The organism is Kineococcus auxinigenes, assembly GCF_050871525.1.
Lineage (GTDB): Bacteria > Actinomycetota > Actinomycetes > Actinomycetales > Kineococcaceae > Kineococcus.
This window is the reverse complement of the sequence record NZ_JBKBCT010000042.1, coordinates 13439-35761: the sequence shown is the minus strand read 5'-3', so window position 1 is coordinate 35761 and position 22323 is coordinate 13439. Positions and strand designations below refer to the sequence as shown.

Sequence of the window (22323 nt, the reverse complement as noted above, 5' to 3'; positions counted from 1 at the left end):
GCCACGGCGCCGTCGGGGGGCGTGCACGGGAGGGCGGGCGTGCACGCCGCCCGCCGGGCCCTGCGTCTCGGCGTCTCCATCCAGGTGCCCCCGGCAGGACTCGAACCTGCGCACACGGCTCCGGAGGCCGATGCTCTATCCGCTGAGCTACGGGGGCTGACAGCAGGAGCAACCGTACCAGCGTCCACGTGCACCCCCGACCACCGCCCGCCCGGGCCCCGGCGTGCGCCCGGGCGGGTCGGTGCCCACCGGTACGATTGGGCCCCGTGACCCCCGCTGAGCTCTCCACCGCACTGCGGGACGCTCTGATGTCGGCCGTGCAGGCCGGCGAGCTGTCCCTCGACCCCGCCGACGTCCCGGCCGAGGTCCGCGTGGAGCGCCCCAAGAACCGCGAGCACGGCGACTGGGCGACCAGCGTCGCCCTGCAGCTGGCGAAGAAGGCCGGGCGCCCGCCCCGCGAGGTGGCGGCGCTGCTGCAGGAGCGGCTCGTGCGGGTGCCCGGCGTGAAGGCCGTGGACATCGCCGGCCCGGGGTTCCTCAACGTCACCCTGGACGCCGCCGCCGCCGGTGGGCTGGCCCGCGCGATCGTCGAGGCCGGCGCCGCCTACGGCACCGCGGCCGAGCCCACCGGCGAGAAGGTGAACCTCGAGTTCGTCTCCGCCAACCCCACCGGCCCCATCCACCTGGGTGGCACCCGCTGGGCCGCGGTCGGCGACTCCCTGGCGCGCATCCTCACCGCCGCCGGCGCGCAGGTGACCCGCGAGTACTACTTCAACGACCACGGCGCGCAGATCGACCGCTTCGCCCGCTCGCTGCTGGCCGCCGCGCACGGCGAGCCCACCCCCGAGGACGGCTACGGCGGCGCGTACGTCGGCGAGATCGCCCAGCAGGTCCTGGCCCGGGTGCCCGGCCTGCTGGAGCAGTCCCGCGAGCAGCAGCAGGAGGCGTTCCGCCGCGAGGGCGTCGAGCTGATGTTCACGGAGATCAAGAAGACCCTCGCCGACTTCGGCGTCGAGTTCGACGTCTACTTCCACGAGGACTCCCTGCACACCTCCGGCGCCGTGGAGCGGGCCGTGGAGCGCCTGCGCGAGCTGGGCCGGATCTACGAGGCCGACGGCGCCACCTGGTTGCGCACCAGCGACTTCGGCGACGACAAGGACCGCGTCGTCGTCAAGAGCGACGGCCAGCCGGCCTACATCTCCGGGGACCTGGCCTACTACCTCGACAAGCGCGAGCGCGGTTTCGACCGCTGCGTGCTGATGCTCGGTGCCGACCACCACGGCTACGTCGGCCGGATGATGGCGATGTGCGCGGCGTTCGGCGACGAGCCGGGCACCAACCTCGAGATCCTCATCGGGCAGATGGTCAACCTGCTCAAGGACGGGGTGCCGGTGCGCATGAGCAAGCGCGCCGGCACCGTCGTGACGCTGGAGGACCTCGTCGAGCAGGTCGGCGTCGACGCCGCCCGCTACTCCCTGGTGCGCTCCTCGGTGGACACCTCCATCGACATCGACCTGGACCTGCTCGTCAAGCGCAGCAACGACAACCCGGTCTACTACGTGCAGTACGCGCACGCCCGCACCTCCAACGTCGCGGTGAACGCCGCGGCCGCCGGGGTGCGCCGCGAGGACGCCTTCGACCCCGCGCTGCTGACCGACGAGACCGAGTCGCTCCTGCTGGCCGCGCTCGCGGAGTTCCCCTCCGTGGTGGCGCGCGCCGGGGAGCTGCGCGAGCCGCACCGCCTGGCGCGCTACCTGGAGGAGCTCGCCGGCCGGTTCCACAAGTTCTACGACGCCTGCCGGGTGACCCCCCGCGCCGGCGAGGAGGTCACCGACGTGCACCGCACCCGGCTGTGGGTCAACGACGCCACCCGGCAGGTGCTGGCCAACGGCCTGGCGCTGCTGGGCGTGAGCGCCCCGGAGCGCATGTAGTGGCGCGCTCGCACGAGGCCGGCCAGATGCACTCCCCGGGGTCCTCGTCCATCGCGATCGTGCCCGGGTGGCTGCGTCCGCCCGCCGACGTCAACGAGCTGCTCCCGAAGCTGTGGGCGCGCACCGTCGAGCGCGACGCCGCCGGTGCGCTGCGCGTGGGCGGCGTCGGCGTCGCCGAGCTCGCCGCCACGCACGGCACCCCGCTGTACGTCGTCGACGAGCTCGACTTCCGCTCGCGCGCCACCGCGTTCCGCGACGCGTTCGCCGACGCCTTCGCCGACCTCTGCGGAGGGGCGGACGTCTACTACGCCACCAAGGCGTTCATCGCCACGGGCGTGGCGCGCTGGCTCGCGCAGGACGGCCTGAGCCTGGACACCTCCTCCTCCGGCGAGCTGGAGCTGGGCCTGCGCGGCGGGGTGCCCGGCGAGCGGATCGCCCTGCACGGCAACAACAAGTCGCGCGGCGAGATCGAGAAGGCGCTGCGCGCGGGAGTGGGCCGCATCGTCGTGGACTCCCTGCAGGAGGTCGACGTCGTCGCCGACGTCGCGGCCTCGCTGGGCGTCGTCGCGCCCGTCATGCTGCGCATCACCGTGGGGGTGGAGGCGCACACGCACTCCTACATCGCCACCGCCCACGAGGACCAGAAGTTCGGGTTGTCGCTGGCCTCCGGTGCGGCGGAGGCGGCCGTCGCGAAGGTGCTGACCCGCCCGGAGCTGCGGCTGCTGGGCCTGCACAGCCACATCGGCTCGCAGATCTTCGACATGGGCGGTTTCGAGGTCTCCGCCCGCCGCCTGCTCGGACTGCACCGCACCGTCGAGCGCGAGCACGGCGTCACGCTGCCCGAGATGGACCTCGGCGGCGGTTTCGGCGTCGCCTACACCTCCGAGCACGACCCGCTGCCGCCGCAGGAGATCGCCGGCCGCCTCGCCGAGATCGTGGCGCGCGAGTGCCTGGCGCAGGGCATCGCGGTGCCGCGGATCTCGGTCGAGCCCGGCCGCGCCATCGCCGCACCCAGCACGTTCACGCTCTACGAGGTGGGCACCACCAAGGACGTCGAGCTCGACGGCGGCGTGCGCCGGCGCTACGTGTCCGTCGACGGCGGCATGAGCGACAACATCCGCACCGCCCTGTACGACGCGGACTACTCCGCCACGCTGGCCTCGCGCGCCTCGGGCGCGCAGGGCGTGCTCTCCCGGGTCGTCGGGAAGCACTGCGAGAGCGGGGACGTCGTCGTCAAGGACGAGTTCCTGCCCGCCGACGCCGGTGCCGGCGACCTCATCGCGGTCCCCGGCACGGGCGCCTACTGCCGCAGCATGGCGAGCAACTACAACCAGATCACGCGCCCGGCCGTGGTGTCGGTGCGCGACGGCGTCTCGACGGTGCTGGTGCGCCGCGAGACGCCGGAGGACCTGCTCTCGCTCGACGCGGGGTGACGGGCGCGGTGGCGCACGGGCGCCGCGCGGTCTGAGAGGGTGTGCTCTGCCCCGCGGGGGCCGAGGTGTCGGGACGGTGGAGGGACAGCTGCGGTGGAGCCGGTGAAGGTCGCGTTGCTCGGGTGCGGGGTGGTCGGCACCGAGGTGGCCCGGCTGCTGACGACGCAGGCCGACGAGCTCGCCGCCCGGGTGGGCGCGCCCCTGGAGCTGGTCGGCATCGCCGTGCGCCGCCTGGGGCGCGAGCGCGGCCTGCCGCTCGACCCGGCGCTGTTCACCACCGACGCGGAGGAGCTCGTCACCCGCGCCGACGTCGTGGTGGAGGTCATCGGCGGCATCGAGCCGGCCCGCTCGCTCATGCTGCGCGCGATCGAGCACGGCGCCTCCGTGGTCACGGCCAACAAGGCGCTGCTCGCGGCCGAGGGGCCCGCCCTGTACGAGGCGGCCGCCGAGCACGGCGTGGACCTCTACTACGAGGCCTCCGTGGCCGGTGCCATCCCGCTGCTGCGGCCGCTGCGGGAGTCCCTGGTCGGCGACCGGGTGACCCGCGTGCTCGGCATCGTCAACGGCACCACCAACTACGTGCTGGACCAGATGGACAGCACCGGCATGGGTTTCGCGGAAGCCGTGGAGCAGGCGCAGGCGCTGGGTTACGCCGAGGCCGACCCCACCGCCGACGTGGAGGGCTTCGACGCCGCCGCCAAGGCCGCGATCCTCGCCTCCCTGGCCTTCCACACCCGCGTCGCCCTGGACGACGTGCACCGCGAGGGCATCACCGGGGTGAGCGCCGCCGACGTGCGCGCCGCGCAGGCGCAGGGCTGCGTCGTCAAGCTGCTGGCCATCGCCGAGCGCAGCACCGGCCCCGGCGGCGAGGACGCCGTCTCGGTGCGCGTGCACCCGGCGATGATGCCGCGCGAGCACCAGCTCGCCGGGGTGCGCGGCGCGTTCAACGCGGTCTTCGTCGAGGCCGAAGCCGCCGGCGAGCTGATGTTCTACGGCCCCGGCGCGGGCGGGGGGCCCACCGCCAGCGCCGTGCTCGGCGACGTCGTGGCCGTGGCCAGGAACCGCCGCGCCGGTGTCCGCGGGCCGGGGGAGTCGGCCTACGCGGAACTGCCCGTGCTGCCCATGGACGACACGGTGACGCGCTACCACGTGCGCCTGGACGTGGCCGACAAGCCCGGCGTGCTGGCGCAGGTCGCCGGCGTGTTCGCGGCCCACGGCGTCTCCATCGAGGCCGTGCAGCAGCGGCAGGAGCCGACCGGTCCGGGCGGGCGCGGGCGCGCGGTGCTCGTCGTGGTGACGCACAGCGCACCGGACGCGGCGCTGTCGGCGACGGTGGACGAGCTGGAGGACCTGGAGATCGTGGATTCGGTGGCGGGCGTGCTGCGCGTGGAGGGCCACGAGGCCCGTGCTGAGGCGAAGGGGGGCGTCGCCTGATGGCGCACGTGTGGCGGGGTCTGATCGAGGAGTACCGCGACCGGCTGCCGGTCAGCGAGGCGACCCCCGTGGTCACGCTCGGGGAGGGCGGCACGCCCCTGGTGCACGCCCGGCACCTGTCCGAGCGCGCCCGCGGGCGGGTCTACCTCAAGGTCGAGGGCTGCAACCCCACCGCGTCCTTCAAGGACCGCGGCATGACGATGGCGATGAGCAAGGCCGCCGAGAACGGCGCCGAGGTCGTCATCTGCGCCTCCACCGGCAACACCTCCGCCTCCGCGGCCGCCTACGCCACCGCCGCGGGCATCCGCTGCGCCGTGCTCGTGCCGGACGGCAAGATCGCGATGGGCAAGCTGTCCCAGGCGGTGGCCCACGGCGCCACCCTGCTGCAGGTCGACGGCAACTTCGACGACTGCCTCACGCAGGCCCGCAAGCTCGCCGAGGCGTACCCGGTGGAGCTCGTGAACTCCGTCAACCCGTACCGCATCGAGGGTCAGAAGACCGGCGCGTTCGAGGTCGTCGACGTCCTCGGGGACGCCCCCGACATCCACGCGCTGCCCGTCGGCAACGCCGGCAACATCACCGCGTACTGGAAGGGCTACTGCGAGTACGCGGCTGACGGGGTCTCGACCAAGCGCCCGCGCATGTGGGGCTTCCAGGCCGCCGGTGCGGCACCCCTGGTGAAGGGGCACCCGGTCGACGAGCCGGAGACCATCGCCACCGCGATCCGCATCGGCCACCCCGCCTCGTGGAGCGGTGCGACCACCGCGCGCGACGACTCCGGCGGGCGCATCGACGCCGTCAGCGACGAGCAGATCCTCGCCGCCCACCGCTGGCTGTCCTCCAGGGAGGGCGTCTTCGTCGAGCCCGCCTCCGCCGCGGGCGTCGCCGGCCTGCTCGCCGCCTGCGAGGCCGGTGAGGTCGCCGAGGGCCAGACCATCGTCGTCACCGTCACCGGGCACGGCCTGAAGGACCCGCAGTGGGCCCTGGACCTGGCCGGTCCCACGGGCGCGGACGGACGGCGGCGCGCCGTGGAGCCCGTGCGGGTGCAGCCCGACGCGGTGACCATCGCGCGCGCCCTCGGCCTCGACGTCTGAGCGCGGTGCCCGACGTGAGCGCGCTCCCGGGTCCCGCTGCGGCCCGGACCCGGACCCCGTCGGCCGCTCTGCCGGTGGGCACCGCCACGACCGTGCGGGTGCCGGCCACCAGCGCCAACCTCGGCCCCGGCTTCGACGCCTTCGGCCTGGCGCTGGACCTGCACGACGAGGTCCGGGCACGCACCGTGCCCAGCGGGGTCCGGGTGCAGGTGGAGGGCGAGGGCTCCGGTCACCTGCCCGCCGACGAGCGGCACCTCGTGGCGCGCGTCGCGCTGGAGGAGCTGGCCGCCGCCGGGTTCGCGGCCAGCGGGCTGGAGCTGGTGTGCCGCAACGTGATCCCGCAGGGGCGAGGGTTGGGGTCGTCGGCCTCGGCGATCGTCGCGGGGCTGGCCGTGGCCCACGGGCTGCTCGCCGCCGCCGGTCTCGGCGGGCAGGACGGCGCGCCGCTGCGCCAGCGGCTGCTGCTGGAGTCCAGCCGCCGCGAGGGGCACCCCGACAACGCCGCCCCGGCCGTCTTCGGCGGCTTCACCATCGCCTGGACCCGCGGTGACGACCCCACCCGCCCCGAGGCGGTGTGCTCGGTGCGCCTGCCGGTCCACCCGGACGTGCGCGCCGTGGTGTGCGTGCCCGACGAGCAGCTGGCGACCTCCCGCGCGCGGGCGCTGCTGCCGGCCTCGGTGCCGCACGCGGACGCCGCCCTCACCGCCGGGCGCGCGGGGCTGCTCGTGCACGCGCTGACCAGCGCGCCGGAGCTGCTGCTGGACGCCACGGTGGAGCGACTGCACCAGGAGCAGCGCGGCCCGGCGATGCCCCGCACGGCGTCCCTGCTGCGCGTCCTGCGTGAGCGTGGCCTGGCCGCCGTCGTCTCCGGCGCGGGCCCGAGCGCGCTGGTGCTGGTGCCCTCGCACCGCGCCGGGGAGGTCGAGGAGGTGGCGGTGGGCCAGGGGGGCTGGCGGGTGCTGCCCGCGCCCGTCGCGCAGCACGGCGTCAGCTGGAGCCCCGGCGCCTGATCCCGCCCGCGGCCACCCGCCGCCCGAGGTGCGCCGCGCGGCCGATCGGGGGAGCGGGAGCTCACCGGCACCCCGTGGTGTTACGATCGTCGCAGCACCTCACCGGCGGGGTCGCGTTCCCCTCCTGCGCAAGCTCTCCTCGCCGAACGGTGCACATCCGCGACGCTTCGCGCTCTCTGCGCGTCCGTGGACACAGTTCCTGCCCGTCGCGGGCAGTCATCGCGACCGTGCCTCTTCTGCTGGCCAGTCGCTGGACGAGGGGGAAGGACCTTCGTGACCGATACCACCGACATCGCCGCCACCGACGGCGCTGCGAACGGCGCAGCCGCCGACGCGGCTGCACCCCGCCGCACCGGCAGCCTCTCCGCCCTGCGCCTGCCCCAGCTGCAGGCCCTGGCCTCGGAGCTCGGCATCAGCGGCACCGGCCGCATGCGCAAGGTGGACCTGCTCGCCGCCATCCGTGAGCACCAGTCGGCCGTGCCGCAGCGCTCCGAGCGCCCGGCCGCCGCCCAGGCGCCGAGCGCGCCCGCCGTCGAGCAGGCGCCTCCCGCTCCCGCTGCCCAGGCACCCGCCGCGCCGGCCCCCGAGGCCGTGACCGCCGAGCAGCCCGCGGCCCCGGCCGCCGAGCAGCCCGCGGCACCCGAGCGGTCCGCCGCGGGGTCCTCGCGCCGCTCGCGCCGCGCGGGGGCCCCCGCCGGTGCGCCGCCCGCCACCGCCGGTGAGACCGCTGGTGAGCCCGCCGGTGCGGCGGACCGTTCCGGCGAGCGCCGCGAGGACGGTGCCGACGCCCCCGCCCTGCCCACCCTGGAGGAGCTCACCTCCCGCGCCGAGCGGCCCGAGCGCCTCTCGCGCCGTGAGCGCGCCCGCCGCGACCGCGTGCGCGAGCCCGACCAGCAGGTCGAGCTGCCGCCGCTGCCGCGCCGGGAGGCCCAGGCCGACGGCGAGCAGGCGGACCGCGCCGAGCGTCCCGCCCGCGAGGACCGCCCCGCCCGCGAGGACCGCCCCGCTCGCGAGGACCGCCCCGCTCGCGAGGACCGTCCTGCTCGCGAGGACCGCGTCGCGCGCGACGAGCGTCCCGCTCGCGAGGACCGGCCCGCCCGCGAGGACCGCCCGGCTCGCGAGGACCGCGAACCCCGCGTCGCCTCCTCGGGTGGTTCCGGTCCCGCCGGCGACGACTTCGACGACGACCGCGGTGGCCGCCGCGGTCGTCGCAACCGCTACCGCGACCGCAAGGGCCGCCGCGGCGGCCGCGACGGCGGCGCACCCGAGGTCGACACCGAGATCAGCGAGGACGACGTCCTGCTGCCGGTCGCGGGCATCCTCGACGTGCTGGACAACTACGCGTTCATCCGCACCTCCGGCTACCTCGCCGGCGCGAACGACGTGTACGTCTCGCTGAACCAGGTGAAGAAGAACAACCTGCGCCCCGGCGACGCGGTGACCGGTGCGGTGCGCCAGCCCCGCGAGGGCGAGCAGACCGGCCAGCGCGCCAAGTTCAACGCGCTCGTGCGCGTCGACACCATCAACGGCGCGGACCCGGAGCAGGCCCGCAACCGCCCGGACTTCACCAAGCTGACGCCGCTGTACCCGCAGGAGCGGCTGCGCCTGGAGACCGAGCCCAACGTCCTGACGACGCGCATCATCGACCTGATGTCGCCGCTCGGGAAGGGCCAGCGCGGTCTGATCGTCGCCCCGCCCAAGGCCGGCAAGACGATGGTCATGCAGGCCATCGCCAACGCCATCACGACGAACAACCCCGAGTGCCACCTCATGGTCGTCCTCGTCGACGAGCGGCCCGAAGAGGTCACCGACATGCAGCGCACGATCAAGGGTGAGGTCATCGCCTCCACCTTCGACCGTCCCGCCGCCGACCACACCGCCGTCGCCGAGCTCGCCATCGAGCGGGCCAAGCGCCTGGTGGAGCTCGGCAACGACGTCGTCGTGCTGCTGGACTCGCTGACCCGCCTGTCGCGCGCCTACAACATCTCGGCGCCGGCCAGCGGCCGGATCCTGTCCGGTGGTGTGGACGCCTCGGCGCTGTACCCGCCGAAGCGCTTCTTCGGCGCCGCCCGCAACGTCGAGAACGGCGGCTCGCTGACCATCCTGGCCTCGGCACTGGTCGAGACCGGTTCCAAGGCCGACGAGGTCATCTTCGAGGAGTTCAAGGGCACCGGGAACATGGAGGTGCGGCTGTCGCGCCAGCTGGCCGACAAGCGCATCTTCCCCGCGGTCGACGTGCCGGCCTCCGGCACCCGCCGCGAGGAGATCCTCATGTCCCGCGAGGAGCTGGCGACGGTCTGGAAGCTGCGCCGCGTGGTCACCGCGCTCGACGCCCAGGCCTCCATCGAGCTGCTGCTGGACCGCCTCAAGAAGACCCGCAGCAACCTCGAGTTCCTGCAGCAGGTGCAGTCCTCCACCCCGCTGGTCCAGAAGGACTGACGGGAATCCCCGCAGGAGCCGTGCGGTTCTACCCACCGGCGGCTCCTGTGGGAGACTGCTTCGACCGCAGGCACCGGCTCACGCCAGCACGACGCCCCCTCCGGGCGCGGGCGACCCGGTGCCGACTGAGCGAGAAGAGGGAAGAGACGATGAAGGCCGGCATCCACCCCGACTACGTGGAGACCCAGGTCACCTGCACCTGCGGCAACACGTTCACCACGCACAGCACCGAGAAGAGCGGGCAGCTCCGCGCCGACGTGTGCAGCGCGTGCCACCCGTTCTACACGGGCAAGCAGAAGATCCTGGACACCGGTGGCCGCGTCGCCCGCTTCCAGGCGCGCTACGGCAAGAAGAACGCCCAGTAGCACCCTCGCAGCGCCGGTCCCACCGCCCTCCCGGGCGGCGGGGCCGGCGCTGTCGCGTTCCCGCCCCCGATGCCCGTCACCCCGATGCCCGCCGCCCCGGAGGTCCCCGTCGTGTTCGAGTCCGTCCAGCCGCTGCTCGAGGAGCACGCCGAGCTGGAGCGCCGGCTCGCCGACCCGGCCGTGCACGCCGACGCCGCCCTCGCCCGGTCGCTGGGGCGCCGCTACGCCGAGCTGGGAGCCGTCGTGGACGCGCACGGCACCTGGCGCGCGGCCCTCGACGACGCCGGTGCCGCGCGGGAGCTGGCCGCCGAGGACGCCGCCTTCGCCGCCGAGCTGCCTGCGCTGGAGCGGGCGGCGGACGAGGCCGCCGAACGGCTGCGCCGGCTGCTCCTGCCGCGCGACCCCGACGACTCCCGCGACGTGATCCTGGAGATCAAGGCGGGGGAGGGCGGGGAGGAGTCCGCCCTGTTCGCCGGCGACCTGCTGCGCATGTACCTGCGCTACGCCGAGCGCCGCGGGTGGGCCACCGAGCTGCTCGACGCCACCGACAGCGACCTGGGCGGCTACAAGGACGTCTCGGTGGCCGTCAAGGCGCGCGGTGCCGCGCCCGAGGGCGTGTGGAGCCGGCTGAAGTACGAGGGCGGTGTGCACCGCGTCCAGCGGGTGCCGGTCACCGAGTCCGCCGGGCGCGTGCACACCTCCGCCGTCGGCGTGCTCGTGGTGCCCGAGGCCGAGGAGGTCGAGGTGCAGGTGGACCCGAACGACCTGCGCGTGGACGTCTTCCGCTCCTCCGGCCCCGGCGGGCAGAGCGTCAACACCACCGACTCCGCGGTGCGCATCACGCACCTGCCCACCGGCATCGTGGTCAGCTGCCAGAACGAGAAGTCGCAGCTGCAGAACCGCGAGCAGGCCCTGCGCATCCTGCGCGCCCGGTTGCACGCAGCGGCCCAGGAGGCCGCCGACGCCGAGGCCTCCGCCGCCCGGCGCTCGCAGGTGCGCACGGTCGACCGCTCCGAGCGCATCCGCACCTACAACTTCGGCGAGAACCGCATCGCCGACCACCGCACCGGCTTCAAGGCGTACAACCTCGACACCGTCCTGGACGGCGACCTGGACCCGGTGATCCAGTCGGCGGTGGACGCCGACGAGGCCGCCCAGCTCACCGCGACGGGCGCACCGGTGTGAGCGGTGAGCCGGCGGCGGCGAGCCGCGGCGTCCGGGACCTCGTGGGCGCGGCGGCGCAGCGCCTCGCGGCGGCGGGGGTGCCCAGCCCGCGCACCGACGCGGAGGTGCTGCTCGCGCACGCCCTGGGCGTGGACCGCTCGCGGCTGGGGGTCCTCGCGGCCCTCGGCTCCCTCGTCGAGCCCGGCCGCTTCGAGGACCTGGTGGACCAGCGCGCCGATCGGGTCCCGCTGCAGCACCTGACCGGTCGCGCGCCCTTCCGCTCGCTGGAGCTGGCCGTGGGGCCGGGGGTGTTCGTGCCGCGCCCCGAGACCGAGGTCGTCGCGCAGCTCGCCGTCGACGAGGCCGCGCGGCTGGCCGGCGGCGGCGGCCGCCCCGTCGTGGTCGACCTGTGCACCGGGTCGGGGGCCATCGCCCTGGCCGTGGCGACCGAGGTGCCCACCGCCGCCGTGCACGCCGTGGAGCTGGACCCCCTGGCGCACGCCTGGGCGCGCCGCAACGCCGATGAGCTGGCCCCCGCGCTGGACCTGCGGTTGGGGGACGCGGCCGGCGCGTTCGGCGACCTCGACGGCGCGGTCGACGTCGTCGTCAGCAACCCCCCGTACGTGCCGCCCGGTGCGGTGCCGCAGGAGGTCGAGGTCGCCCGCCACGACCCCGAGGTGGCTCTGTACGGCGGCGGGGACGACGGGCTGGAGGTGCCCCGGCGCGTGGTGGCGGCCGCCGCCCGCCTGCTGCGGCCCGGCGGCCTGCTCGTCGTCGAGCACGCCGAGGTGCAGGAGCACGGCGCCCGCCGCATGGTGCCGGGCCCGCTGTGGCGCGACGTGGCGGGCCACCGCGACCTGACGGGCCGCCCGCGCTGCACCAGCGCCCGACGGGCCTGAGCGCGGGTCGGCGCGCAGCGGGGCAGGGGGCGCCGGACGCGCCGGGCGGGTGCGCGCCACCCCTGCCGGTCCCGGTGGGACACTCGGCCCTGTGAGACCCCCTTTCGACTGCGCCGCCCCGGTGACCCGCGAGCGCGGCCTGGCCGCGGCCGAGAACGCCGTCAAGCGCGGTGAGGTCGTCGTGCTGCCCACGGACACGGTCTACGGGATCGGTGCGGACGCCTTCTCGCCCGCTGCGGTGCGCAAGCTGCTGGAGGCCAAGGGCCGCGGGCGCGACATGCCCCCGCCCGTGCTGGTGCCGGAGGTGCGCACCGTCGACGGGCTGGCCTCGGCCGTGCCGTTCGCGGTGCGCGAGCTCATGGACGCCTTCTGGCCCGGTGCCCTGACGATCGTCTGCCGCGCGCAGCCGTCGCTGACGTGGGACCTGGGTGAGACGCACGGCACCGTCGCGCTGCGGATGCCGCTGCACCCGGTGGCGCTGGAGCTGCTCAAGCGCACCGGCCCGCTGGCCGTCTCCAGCGCGAACCTGTCCGGCCGCCCGGCCGCCACGACCGTGCAGGAAGCGGTCGACCAGCTCGGCTCGTCCGTGCGCGTCTACCTCGACGGCGGCCCCAGCCCGAAGGGGGCGCCGTCGACCATCGTGGACGCCTCCGACGGCCCCCTGCGGGTGCTGCGGGCCGGTGCGCTCAGCGAGGAGGAGCTGCGTCGCGCGGTGCCCAAGGGCTGGTACGACCCCGAGCCCGACGCGGCGGAGCCGGACGTCGAGCAGCCGTCGGCCGGCGCCGGGGCCGGGCCGGAGGAGGAGCGGGCCGACGCCTCCGCGGGGAGCTGATCGCCGGTGCGGGTGTACCTGCTGGTCCTCGTGGTGGCCGCCGCCGTCACGTACCTGACGACGCCCCTGGTGCGCCGCCTGGCGCAGCGCGTCGGCGCCGTCACCCCGCTGCGCGAGCGGGACGTGCACTCCGTGCCGGTGCCGCGCATGGGCGGGGTGGCGATGCTGCTGGGGCTGGCCGCCGGGTTGCTCGTGGCCAGCCGCATCCCCTTCACCTCCCGGGTGTTCGACGCCTCGCCCGGGCCGACGTGGGTGCTGGTGGGGGCGGCGATCGTGTGCGCGGTGGGGGTGGTCGACGACATCGTCCAGCTCGACGCCGTCACCAAGCTCGCCGGTCAGGTGCTGGCGGCGGGGGTGATGGGCTGGCAGGGCATCAGCCTGCTGCAGCTGCCCATCGGGGGCGTCACCCTGCTGTCCGCCCCGGCCATGATGGCGATCACCATCCTCGTGGTGCTGGTGTCGGTGAACGCCGTGAACTTCGTCGACGGGCTCGACGGGCTGGCCGCGGGCATCGTGGGCATCGGGGCGGTGGCCTTCTTCCTGTACTCCTACGCCCTGCAGCGCGGGCAGTTCCCCGACGACTTCTCCTCGCTGGCCACGCTGGTGGCCGCCATCACGGTGGGGTGCTGCGTGGGGTTCCTGCCGCACAACTCCCACCCCGCGCGCATCTTCATGGGCGACTCCGGCTCGATGCTGCTGGGGCTGCTGCTGGCCACCGCCACGATCGCCGCCACGAGCACCGTGGACCCCGAGACCGTCGCCGACGAGGAGATCGCCCCGGCGTTCTTCCCGCTGCTGCTGCCGGTGGCCGTGCTCCTGGTCCCGCTGGGCGACATGCTGCTCGCGGTGGTGCGCCGCACCCGCGCTGGCCGCGCCTTCTGGCACCCGGACAAGCAGCACCTGCACCACCGGCTGCTGCAGATGGGCCACTCGCACCGGGTGGCGGTGCTGGTCATGTACTCCTGGGCGGCGTTCCTCAGCTTCGGGGCCGCCTCGTACGCCTTCCTGCCCCTCGTGCAGGCGCTCGCGGTGGCCCTGGCGGCGGGGTGCGTGGTGCTGGTGTTCACCTTCGGGCCGCTGATCTGGCGGCGCTCGCGACGCGCCTCGCCGGAGCAGCCCGACCCGGACGCGGTGCCCGCGCGGACCTCGGAGCGGAGCCCCACCTGAGGGCCTGCACGACGTCCACGACGGTGCGTAGGAGACCCCTGTGCTCGTGATAGCTTTCACGAAGTCCGCCCGGCCCCCTCACGGGTGCGCCGCGGACACCGCCGACGAGCCGAACCCCGGACGACCCGCCGACGACAGAGAGCAGCCGACGTGACCAGGAGTGCCGACGACGTCTTCAGCGTCGTCCCTCGGCGTTCGCTGCCACCGGTCGTCCTCGTCTGGGCGGCGTGCACCGGCATCGGCGCCACGTCCGGCGCGAGCGGTGCGCTCGGTGCGCTGGCCGGCGGTGGTCTCGCCACCGTCTTCCTGGCCTCGACGTTCCTGCTGCTGCGGGTGGTCAAGCACGTCGAGCCCGGGCTCAGCCTCGCGCTGGCCCTGATGGTCTACCTCTTCAAGGTCACGGTGCTCGCCACCGCGGTCCTCGTGCTGCGCGACCTGCCCGGCGTGGACGGCACGGCCGCGGCTGCGTCGGCGGCCGTCTGCACCGTCGCCTGGAGCGCCGCCGCGTGCGCGGCGTTCCGCCACCTGCGCCTGCCCGTCTTCGAGCTCGGCCACGGCCGTTCCGGTGCGGGGAGCTGACGTGGAGGACTGCTACCGTTCGCCGCACCATGCCCGAGGAGGACAGGCGGCCGGACGAGGACGCGCGCGACGAGGCCCGGCTGAACGACAGCCTGGCCTGGAACGCGGCGTCGTACCTCATCTCCGGGATCGTCGGCTTCGGGTTGCTCGGCCTGCTGCTCGACCGGCTCCTGGACACCTCGTTCCTGGCGGTCGTCGGCAGTCTCGGCGGCATGGCCTTGAGCATCTACTACGTGTGGTTCCGGTACGGTTCGCGCAGGTAGAGCCCGTCTCGCGCGCAGCGCGAGCGGGTGACCAGCGCACCGCACCGGCCCCCCGTCCACACACTGGCGTTCGTACGGAGGAGACGCTGTGAGCCTGTCCACGCTCGCCACCGCAGGCGGGGAGACCTTCGAGGCTCCCACGCCCGCGGACTTCTGGCAGCCGCTCGTCGGGGACGGCGCCTTCGCCCTGACCCGCCCGATGTTCGTCATGGCGCTGAGCGTCGTGGTCATCGGCGCGCTGCTGCTGGCGACCACCAAGCGGCTCAGCGTCGTGCCCGCGAACAAGAAGCAGTTCGCGGTGGAGGCCCTGTACGGCTTCGTCCGCAACGGCGTGGCCCGCGACATCATCGGGTCGAAGGAGTTCCTCCGCTACGTCCCGCTGCTGTTCACGATGTTCGTGCTGATCCTGGTGAACAACCTGGTCGGGGTCATCCCGCCCATCCAGTTCCCGACGATGAGCCGCATCGGCTTCCCGATCGCGCTGACGCTGGTGGTGTTCGTGCTGTACCACCTCATCGGCATGAAGCGGAAGGGCGTGGGCGGCTACTTCAAGTCGCTCATGCCGGCGGGTGTCCCGGTCTTCCTGGTGCCGGTCGTGTACCTCCTGGAGCTGTTCACCTACTTCGTCTCGCGTCCGCTGACGCTGGCGGTGCGACTGTTCGCGAACATGTTCGCGGGTCACATGCTGATCCTCGTGCTGTTCCTCGGCGGCGAGCACCTGCTGCTGCACGGGGAGGGACTGCTGCCCGCCGCGGGCGTGGTCTCCTACCTGTTCGGCCTGGTCATGTCGTTCTTCGAGCTCCTCATCCAGGTCCTGCAGGCCTACATCTTCGTGCTGCTGACCGCCACGTACATCGCCGGCTCCCTCGCCGACGAGCACTGACCCACCGCACGACAACGATCCCGGGGCCACCTGCGCCGGGCCGAGAAAGGAACGATCCACACCATGGGTGGAAGCCTCAACGTCATCGGTTACGGCCTCGCCGCGATCGGCCCGGCCATCGCCGTCGGTCTCGTCTTCGCCGCCTACATCAACGGCGTGGCGCGCCAGCCGGAGTCCCGCGGCATGCTGCAGCCCATCGCCATCCTGGGCTTCGCGCTCGCCGAGGCGCTCGCGATCCTGGGCTTCGTCCTCGCCTTCATCAACCCGGGCGGCGAGTGACCGACCACCGTCGTCGGCGAGACCACTGACAGCTAAGGAGCGCACATGCCCGCGTGGGTGATGGCCGCAGCGGCCGAGGAGGAGGGGGGCTTCTGGGAGGAGGCCTACCCGGTCCTGCCGCACCCCGGTGAGCTCATCGCCGGGCTCGTCTTCCTCGCCCTGCTCTACCTGCTCGTCGCCAAGGTCGTCGTGCCGCGGCTCGAGAAGGCCTTCGAGGAGCGTCGCGAGGCGATCCAGGGCGGTGTCGAGAAGGCCGAGCGCGCGCAGGCCGAGGCCAACGCCGCGCTGCAGGAGTACAAGGCGCAGCTCGCCGACGCCCGCGGCGAGGCGAACCGCATCCGCGAGGAGGCCCGCCAGCAGGGCGCGGCGATCGTCGCGGAGATGCGCGAGCAGGCCCAGGCCGAGGCCGAGCGGATCACCACGTCCGCCCGCGCCACGATCGAGGCCGAGCGCGTCCAGGCCGCGGCGCAGCTGCGCGCCGAGGTGGGCCGCCTGGCCACCGACCTCGCCTCGCGCATCGTCGGTGAGTCGCTGCAGGAGCCGGCGCGGCAGAGCGGGGTCGTCGACCGCTTCCTGGCCGAGCTGGAGTCGTCCCCGCAGGGTGTGACGAGCCGGTGAGCGAGCTCGACAGCGGCGCGGCGCGGGTCAGCCTGGCCCGCGCCCAGGAGGTGCTCGAGGCGCAGCTGGCCGTCGAGGGGGCCGATGCCGGGCGCACCGGCGAGGACCTCTTCGCCGTGACCTCGCTGCTCGACGAGTCCATCGGGCTGCGCCGGGCGCTGACCGACCCGGCGCGCGACGGCGCGGTGAAGGCCGCGTTCGTGCGCGGCGTGCTGGGGTCGAGGGTCTCGCCGGCCGCCGTCGAGACGGTCGCCGCGCTGGCCACCGGCCGGTGGGGCGCCGCGCGCGACCTCGCCGACGCCTGCGAGCGGTTGGCCGTGGCGGCCGTGGCGGCCCAGGCGGAGCGCTCCGGGCACCTGGACGCGCTGGAGGACGAGCTCTTCCGCTTCTCGCGCACGGTGGCGGGCAGCCCCGCGCTGCGCGACGCCCTGGCCGACCGCACCGCGCCGGCCGCCAACCGGGCGGCGCTGGTCTCCCGGCTGCTGCTGGGCAGGGCCACCCCCGAGGCCGTGCAGCTCGCCCGTCGCGCGGCCGCCGCGCCGCGCGGCGTGCGCGCCGAGCGGCTGCTGGAGGAGTACGTCTCGATCGTGGCGCACCGCCGCGAGCAGGTGGTCGCCCACGTCGTGAGCGCCCGTCCGCTGAGCGAGGCGCACCACGACCGGCTGGCCGCCGTGCTGAGCAGCCAGTACGGCCGCCCGGTCCGCCTCAACGTCGACGTCGACCCCGAACTGGTCGGCGGGCTGCGGGTGAGCATCGCCGACGACGTCATCGACGGCGCCGTCTCCACGCGGCTCGCCGAGGCCCGTCGCCGCCTGGCCGGCTGACCTTCCGGGGAACGAGCGGCGGCTCGGTCGACCGGCCCCCCGCGAGGGGGCGACAATGGGTCGCAGCACGCACTGAACCGCCGCTCGGCGGTCCGGCCAGACCGGGACCGAGCACGCGCCACGAGCACCAGGCACCACCCGTCGGCACCACAGACAGCACCCCCAGAAGGAGAGCAGGGCATCCCATGGCCGAGCTGACCATCCGCCCGGAGGAGATCCGGGACGCTCTCGACGCCTTCGTGGCGTCGTACGACCCCGGCACCGCCGCGCGCGAGGAGGTCGGGCGCGTCAGCGAGGCCGGCGACGGCATCGCCCGCGTCGAGGGCCTGCCCTCCGTCATGGCGAACGAGCTGCTCCGCTTCCAGGACGGCACGCTCGGCCTGGCGCAGAACCTGGACGTGCGCGAGATCGGCGTCGTCGTCCTGGGCGACTTCTCCGGCATCGAGGAGGGCCAGGAGGTCCACCGCACGGGTGAGGTCCTGTCCGTGCCCGTCGGCGACGCCTTCCTGGGTCGCGTCGTCAACCCGCTGGGCGCCCCCATCGACGGCCTCGGGCCGATCGAGGCGGAGGCCCGCCGCGCCCTGGAGCTGCAGGCCCCCTCGGTCGTGCAGCGCCAGGAGGTCCGCGAGCCGCTGCAGACCGGCATCAAGGCCATCGACGCGATGATCCCGGTGGGCCGCGGCCAGCGCCAGCTGGTCATCGGCGACCGCCAGACCGGCAAGACCGCCATCGCGATCGACACGATCATCAACCAGAAGGCCAACTGGGAGTCCGGCGACCCGAAGCAGCAGGTGCGCTGCATCTACGTCGCGATCGGCCAGAAGGGCTCGACGATCGCCTCCGTGCGCCGCTCGCTGGAGGAGGCGGGCGCCATGGAGTACACGACCATCGTCGCCGCCCCGGCGTCCGACCCCGCCGGCTTCAAGTACCTGGCCCCGTACACCGGCTCGTCCATCGGGCAGCACTGGATGTACAGCGGCAAGCACGTCCTGATCGTCTTCGACGACCTGTCCAAGCAGGCCGAGGCCTACCGCGCCGTGTCGCTGCTGCTGCGCCGCCCGCCGGGCCGCGAGGCGTACCCCGGTGACGTCTTCTACCTGCACTCCCGCCTGCTGGAGCGCTGCGCGAAGCTCTCCGACGAGCTCGGCGGCGGTTCGATGACCGGCCTGCCGTTCATCGAGACCAAGGGCAACGACGTCTCGGCGTACATCCCCACCAACGTCATCTCCATCACGGACGGGCAGATCTTCCTGCAGTCCGACCTCTTCAACGCCAACCAGCGCCCCGCGATCGACGTCGGCATCTCGGTGTCCCGCGTCGGCGGTGCGGCGCAGACGAAGGCCATCAAGGGGATCTCCGGCACGCTGAAGCTGGACCTGGCCCAGTACCGGGCGATGGAGGCGTTCGCGATGTTCGCCTCCGACCTCGACGCGGCCTCGCGCCGCCAGCTCGCCCGCGGTGCGCGCCTGGTGGAGCTGCTCAAGCAGCCGCAGTACACCCCGTACTCGCTGGAGGAGCAGGTCGTCTCCATCTGGGCGGGCACCACCGGCCAGCTGGACTCCGTCGAGGTCTCCGACATCGGCCGCTTCGAGCGCGAGTTCCTCGAGTACGTCAAGCGCCAGCACCCCGGCGTGATGGACGGCATCCGCGAGACCAAGCAGTTCTCCGACGGCGCCAAGGCGGAGCTGCAGCAGGCGATCGACGCCTTCAAGCCGCAGTTCTCCTCCTCCCAGTCCGCGCCGGTGCCCGCGGACACCGACGCCGGCGGCGCGGAGGAGGGTGACGTCTCCCAGGAGCGCATCACCACCAACCGCGGCGGGGCGACCGCGGCCCGCTGACGCGGGTTCGCACCAGCAGGCACAGCAGGGACCGAGCGGAGCAGGGAAGAGGAGCAGGACATGGCAGGCCAGCTGAGGGCCTACCGGCGGCAGATCCGCTCGGTCCAGGCGACCAAGAAGATCACGCGGGCGATGGAGCTCATCGCCGCGTCGCGCATCATCAAGGCGCAGGCGAACGTGCGGGCGTCCTCGCCGTACGCCCGTGCGCTCACCCGCGCGGTGTCGGCGGCGGCGTCCAACGCCACGCTCGACCACCCGCTGATCACCGAGAAGCCGCAGGTGCGGCGGGCCGCGGTCCTGGTGCTCTCCTCCGACCGCGGCCTGGCGGGCGCCTACTCCTCCAGCGTGCTGCGCGAGGGGGAGCGGCTGACGGCGACGCTGCGCGCGGAGGGCAAGGAGGTCTCGCCCTACCTCGTCGGGCGCAAGGCGGCGGCCTTCTACCGCTTCCGCCGCCGCGAGGTCACCGCTGAGTGGGTCGGGTTCACCGACTCGCCGCGCTACGAGAACGCCAAGGAGATCGGCGAGCGCCTCGTCGCCGACTTCGGCCGCGAGCCCGGCGAGGGGGGCGTCGACGAGATCCACGTCGTCTACACGCACTTCGTCAGCATGGTGACGCAGGAGCCGCGCGTCATCCGGCTGCTGCCGCTGGAGGTCGTGGAGGGTTCCGGGCCGCAGGACGGCGAGCTCCAGCCCCTGTACGGGTTCGAGCCGAGCCCCGAGGCGGTGCTGGACGCGCTGCTGCCGCAGTACGTGAACAGCCGCGTCTACAACTGCCTCCTGCAGGCCGCGGCCTCCGAGCTCGCCGCCCGTCAGCGGGCGATGAAGTCCGCCACGGACAACGCGGACGAGCTCATCAAGAGCCTCACCCGCCTGGCCAACAACGCCCGGCAGGCCGACATCACCCAGGAGATCACCGAGATCGTCGGCGGCGCCGACGCCCTCTCCTCCTCGGGCTCGCGCGCCTGACCCCCCCCGCACTCAGCACGAACTGACTCGACGAAGGAAGCCCGAGGAGCGACATGACCGCCACCGTCACCGAATCGGCCGCCGGCACCAGCAAGGGTGCGACCGGCCGCATCGCCCGAGTCATCGGCCCCGTCGTCGACGTCGAGTTCTCGGCCGACACGATGCCCGAGCAGAACAACGCCCTCACCACCGAGGTGACCATGGGCGGGCAGACCCAGACCGTCACCCTCGAGGTGGCCTCCCACCTCGGCGACAACATGGTCCGCGCCATCTCGCTGAAGCCCACCGACGGCATGGTGCGCGGCGCTCCCGTGGTCGACACCGGCGCCCCGATCTCCGTCCCGGTCGGCAACGTGACCCTGGGCCACGTCTTCAACGCCATCGGTGACTGCCTGAACCTGGAGGAGGGCGAGCGCCTGGAGGTCACCGAGCGCTGGCCGATCCACCGCAAGGCCCCCAGCTTCGACCAGCTCGAGTCGAAGACCACGATGTTCGAGACCGGCATCAAGGTCATCGACCTGCTGACCCCGTACGTCCAGGGCGGCAAGATCGGCCTGTTCGGCGGTGCGGGCGTCGGCAAGACGGTCCTCATCCAGGAGATGATCCAGCGCGTCGCGCAGAACCACGGCGGCGTGTCGGTGTTCGCCGGTGTGGGTGAGCGCACCCGTGAGGGCAACGACCTCATCGGCGAGATGGCCGAGGCCGGCGTCTTCGACAAGACCGCCCTGGTCTTCGGCCAGATGGACGAGCCGCCGGGCACCCGGCTGCGCGTGGCGCTGTCCGCGCTGACGATGGCGGAGTACTTCCGCGACGTGCAGAAGCAGGACGTGCTGCTCTTCATCGACAACATCTTCCGGTTCACCCAGGCCGGTTCGGAGGTGTCGACCCTGCTGGGCCGCATGCCCTCCGCGGTGGGTTACCAGCCGACGCTGGCCGACGAGATGGGCGTGCTGCAGGAGCGCATCACCTCCACCCGCGGTCACTCGATCACCTCGCTGCAGGCGATCTACGTGCCCGCGGACGACTACACCGACCCGGCTCCGGCGACGACCTTCGCCCACCTGGACGCCACCACGGAGCTTTCCCGCGAGATCGCCTCGCGCGGTCTGTACCCCGCCGTGGACCCGCTGGCCTCCACCTCCCGGATCCTGGACCCGCTGTACATCTCCCGGGACCACTACGAGACCGCGGTGCGCGTGAAGCAGATCCTGCAGCGCAACAAGGAGCTGCAGGACATCATCGCGATCCTCGGTGTGGACGAGCTGTCCGAGGAGGACAAGCTCACCGTCTCCCGCGCGCGGCGCATCCAGCAGTTCCTGTCGCAGAACACGTACATGGCGGAGAAGTTCACCGGCGTGGCCGGCTCGACGGTCCCGCTGAAGGAGACCATCGAGGGCTTCTCGCGGATCGCCGACGGCGAGCTCGACCACGTCGCCGAGCAGGCGTTCTTCAACGTCGGTGGGCTCGAGGACGTCGAGCGCAAGTGGGCCGAGATCCAGAAGCAGGGCGACTGACCCCTCGCGGGTCGGTAGCCGTCACGAGCAGCTAAGGAGCACAGGGTGCCGTTGCAGGTCGAGCTGGTCGCCGCCGACCGGTCCGTGTGGTCGGGTGAGGCGACGCTGGTGCGTGCGCGCACCGTCGACGGCGAGATCGGCATCATGGCCGGCCACGAACCGTTGCTCGCCGTCCTGGCCGAGGGGGAGGTGTCCGTCACCGCGTCCGGGGGCGGCACCACCGTCCACGTGGACGGCGGGTTCTTCTCCGTCGACTCCGACAAGGTGACCATCGTGGCCGAGACGGTCCGCGAGGTCACCGGTCGGGCCGGCGAGGACCGCTGACGGCCCGACCGGGGAGGACCTGACCGGCGTGCGCGAGCTGCTGCTGTCCCTGGAGGTGGCGGGCGCCTGCGCCCTGCTCGCGCTGCTCGGCCTGCTCCTCGTCGTCGTGCGCCGACGCCGCCTCACGGGGCGGCTGGGCACGTTCGACTGCTCGGTGCGCCACCCGGGCTCCCGCCGCTGGGCGTTGGGGGTGGCGCGCTACGAGATCGACCGGCTGGACTGGTACCGCACGTTCTCGCTGTCGCCACGCCCCTCGCGCTCCTTCGCGCGGGGGGCGCTCGACGTGATGCGCCGTCGCGACACCGAGGGCAACGAGCGCCTCGCCGTCCAGCCCGACGCCATCGTCGTGGAGTGCCGGCACGGCGGCGCCGCGCTGGAGCTGGCGATGAGCGCCGACGCCTACACCGGTTTCGCGTCCTGGCTCGAGTCGGCGCCGCCGGGGCAGAACGTCAACGTCGCCTGAGGGT

The 22323-nt window shown here is 73.7% G+C and carries 22 protein-coding genes and 1 tRNA gene; 22 read left to right on the top strand and 1 reads right to left on the bottom strand.

The features are described from left to right. Nucleotides 1-85 precede the first annotated feature (85 nt). Nucleotides 86-157 (bottom strand) — tRNA-Arg (locus tag ACRYR9_RS12595). Between the two features lie 109 nt (nt 158-266). Between ACRYR9_RS12595 and argS the strand changes: the two genes are divergently transcribed. The 22 genes from argS (at nt 267) to ACRYR9_RS12485 (ending at nt 22319) form a co-directional block, all read left to right on the top strand. Then, the gene (gene argS, locus ACRYR9_RS12590; protein ID WP_432493460.1) at nt 267-1931 is read left to right on the top strand and encodes an arginine--tRNA ligase; all 1665 of its coding nucleotides are present in this window, start codon (nt 267-269) and stop codon (nt 1929-1931) included. Then, nucleotides 1931-3364, top strand: a complete 1434-nt coding sequence (gene lysA / locus ACRYR9_RS12585; RefSeq protein ID WP_432493462.1) for a diaminopimelate decarboxylase — start codon at nt 1931-1933, stop codon at nt 3362-3364. The genes argS and lysA overlap by 1 nt, the downstream gene beginning before the upstream one ends. Before the next feature lie 102 nt (nt 3365-3466). Next, nucleotides 3467-4798, top strand: a complete 1332-nt coding sequence (locus ACRYR9_RS12580; protein ID WP_432493464.1) for a homoserine dehydrogenase — start codon at nt 3467-3469, stop codon at nt 4796-4798. Beyond that, the gene (thrC, locus tag ACRYR9_RS12575; RefSeq protein WP_432493466.1) at nt 4798-5892 is read left to right on the top strand and encodes a threonine synthase; all 1095 of its coding nucleotides are present in this window, start codon (nt 4798-4800) and stop codon (nt 5890-5892) included. Before ACRYR9_RS12580 ends, thrC begins: the two co-directional genes overlap by 1 nt. A 74-nt stretch (nt 5893-5966) precedes the next feature. Then, a complete protein-coding gene (gene thrB, locus ACRYR9_RS12570; RefSeq protein ID WP_432493468.1) occupies nt 5967-6902 on the top strand; it encodes a homoserine kinase in 936 nt (311 codons plus the stop codon). 273 nt (nt 6903-7175) lie between these two features. Further along, nucleotides 7176-9341 carry a transcription termination factor Rho gene (gene rho / locus ACRYR9_RS12565; protein WP_432493470.1) on the top strand — a complete coding sequence of 722 codons (2166 nt, stop codon included), beginning with the start codon at nt 7176-7178 and terminating at the stop codon, nt 9339-9341. A 149-nt stretch (nt 9342-9490) separates the two neighbouring features. Beyond that, entirely contained in the window at nt 9491-9706 is a 216-nt protein-coding gene (rpmE, locus tag ACRYR9_RS12560) for a 50S ribosomal protein L31 (protein ID WP_432493472.1), read from the top strand. An 84-nt stretch (nt 9707-9790) separates the two neighbouring features. Then, nucleotides 9791-10891, top strand: coding sequence for a peptide chain release factor 1 (prfA, locus tag ACRYR9_RS12555; protein ID WP_432493556.1), 1101 nt, complete (start codon nt 9791-9793; stop codon nt 10889-10891). Beyond that, nucleotides 10888-11769: a peptide chain release factor N(5)-glutamine methyltransferase gene (gene prmC, locus ACRYR9_RS12550; protein ID WP_432493474.1), complete on the top strand. Its 882-nt coding sequence runs from the start codon at nt 10888-10890 to the stop codon at nt 11767-11769. Before prfA ends, prmC begins: the two co-directional genes overlap by 4 nt. A gap of 91 nt (nt 11770-11860) precedes the next feature. Next, nucleotides 11861-12601, top strand: coding sequence for an L-threonylcarbamoyladenylate synthase (locus ACRYR9_RS12545; protein ID WP_432493476.1), 741 nt, complete (start codon nt 11861-11863; stop codon nt 12599-12601). A gap of 6 nt (nt 12602-12607) precedes the next feature. Next, entirely contained in the window at nt 12608-13768 is a 1161-nt protein-coding gene (locus ACRYR9_RS12540) for a glycosyltransferase family 4 protein (RefSeq protein ID WP_432493478.1), read from the top strand. Nucleotides 13769-13918: 150 nt separating this feature from the next. Continuing rightward, entirely contained in the window at nt 13919-14347 is a 429-nt protein-coding gene (locus ACRYR9_RS12535; RefSeq protein WP_432493480.1) for a hypothetical protein, read from the top strand. Nucleotides 14348-14376: 29 nt separating this feature from the next. Further along, complete coding sequence (locus ACRYR9_RS12530; protein WP_432493482.1) at nt 14377-14610, top strand: hypothetical protein; 234 nt, start codon at nt 14377-14379, stop codon at nt 14608-14610. Nucleotides 14611-14698: 88 nt separating this feature from the next. Then, on the top strand, nt 14699-15493 hold the full coding sequence (gene atpB / locus ACRYR9_RS12525; protein WP_432493484.1) for a F0F1 ATP synthase subunit A: 795 nt from the start codon (nt 14699-14701) through the stop codon (nt 15491-15493). Nucleotides 15494-15556: 63 nt separating this feature from the next. Continuing rightward, entirely contained in the window at nt 15557-15772 is a 216-nt protein-coding gene (locus ACRYR9_RS12520) for an ATP synthase F0 subunit C (RefSeq protein WP_166611252.1), read from the top strand. Nucleotides 15773-15817: 45 nt separating this feature from the next. Then, entirely contained in the window at nt 15818-16390 is a 573-nt protein-coding gene (locus ACRYR9_RS12515) for a F0F1 ATP synthase subunit B (RefSeq protein ID WP_432493486.1), read from the top strand. After that, nucleotides 16387-17214, top strand: a complete 828-nt coding sequence (locus tag ACRYR9_RS12510; protein WP_432493488.1) for a F0F1 ATP synthase subunit delta — start codon at nt 16387-16389, stop codon at nt 17212-17214. The genes ACRYR9_RS12515 and ACRYR9_RS12510 overlap by 4 nt, the downstream gene beginning before the upstream one ends. 185 nt (nt 17215-17399) lie before the next feature. Beyond that, nucleotides 17400-19052 (top strand): F0F1 ATP synthase subunit alpha, encoded by a 1653-nt coding sequence (atpA, locus tag ACRYR9_RS12505; RefSeq protein ID WP_432493490.1) that lies wholly within the window; start codon nt 17400-17402, stop codon nt 19050-19052. A 60-nt stretch (nt 19053-19112) separates the two neighbouring features. After that, entirely contained in the window at nt 19113-20018 is a 906-nt protein-coding gene (locus ACRYR9_RS12500; protein ID WP_432493492.1) for a F0F1 ATP synthase subunit gamma, read from the top strand. Nucleotides 20019-20071: 53 nt separating this feature from the next. Then, nucleotides 20072-21532: a F0F1 ATP synthase subunit beta gene (atpD, locus tag ACRYR9_RS12495; RefSeq protein ID WP_432493494.1), complete on the top strand. Its 1461-nt coding sequence runs from the start codon at nt 20072-20074 to the stop codon at nt 21530-21532. 45 nt (nt 21533-21577) lie between these two features. Next, the gene (locus ACRYR9_RS12490; RefSeq protein WP_432493496.1) at nt 21578-21856 is read left to right on the top strand and encodes a F0F1 ATP synthase subunit epsilon; all 279 of its coding nucleotides are present in this window, start codon (nt 21578-21580) and stop codon (nt 21854-21856) included. A 28-nt stretch (nt 21857-21884) separates the two neighbouring features. After that, complete coding sequence (locus tag ACRYR9_RS12485; RefSeq protein WP_432493498.1) at nt 21885-22319, top strand: DUF2550 domain-containing protein; 435 nt, start codon at nt 21885-21887, stop codon at nt 22317-22319. Nucleotides 22320-22323: the final 4 nt, after the last annotated feature.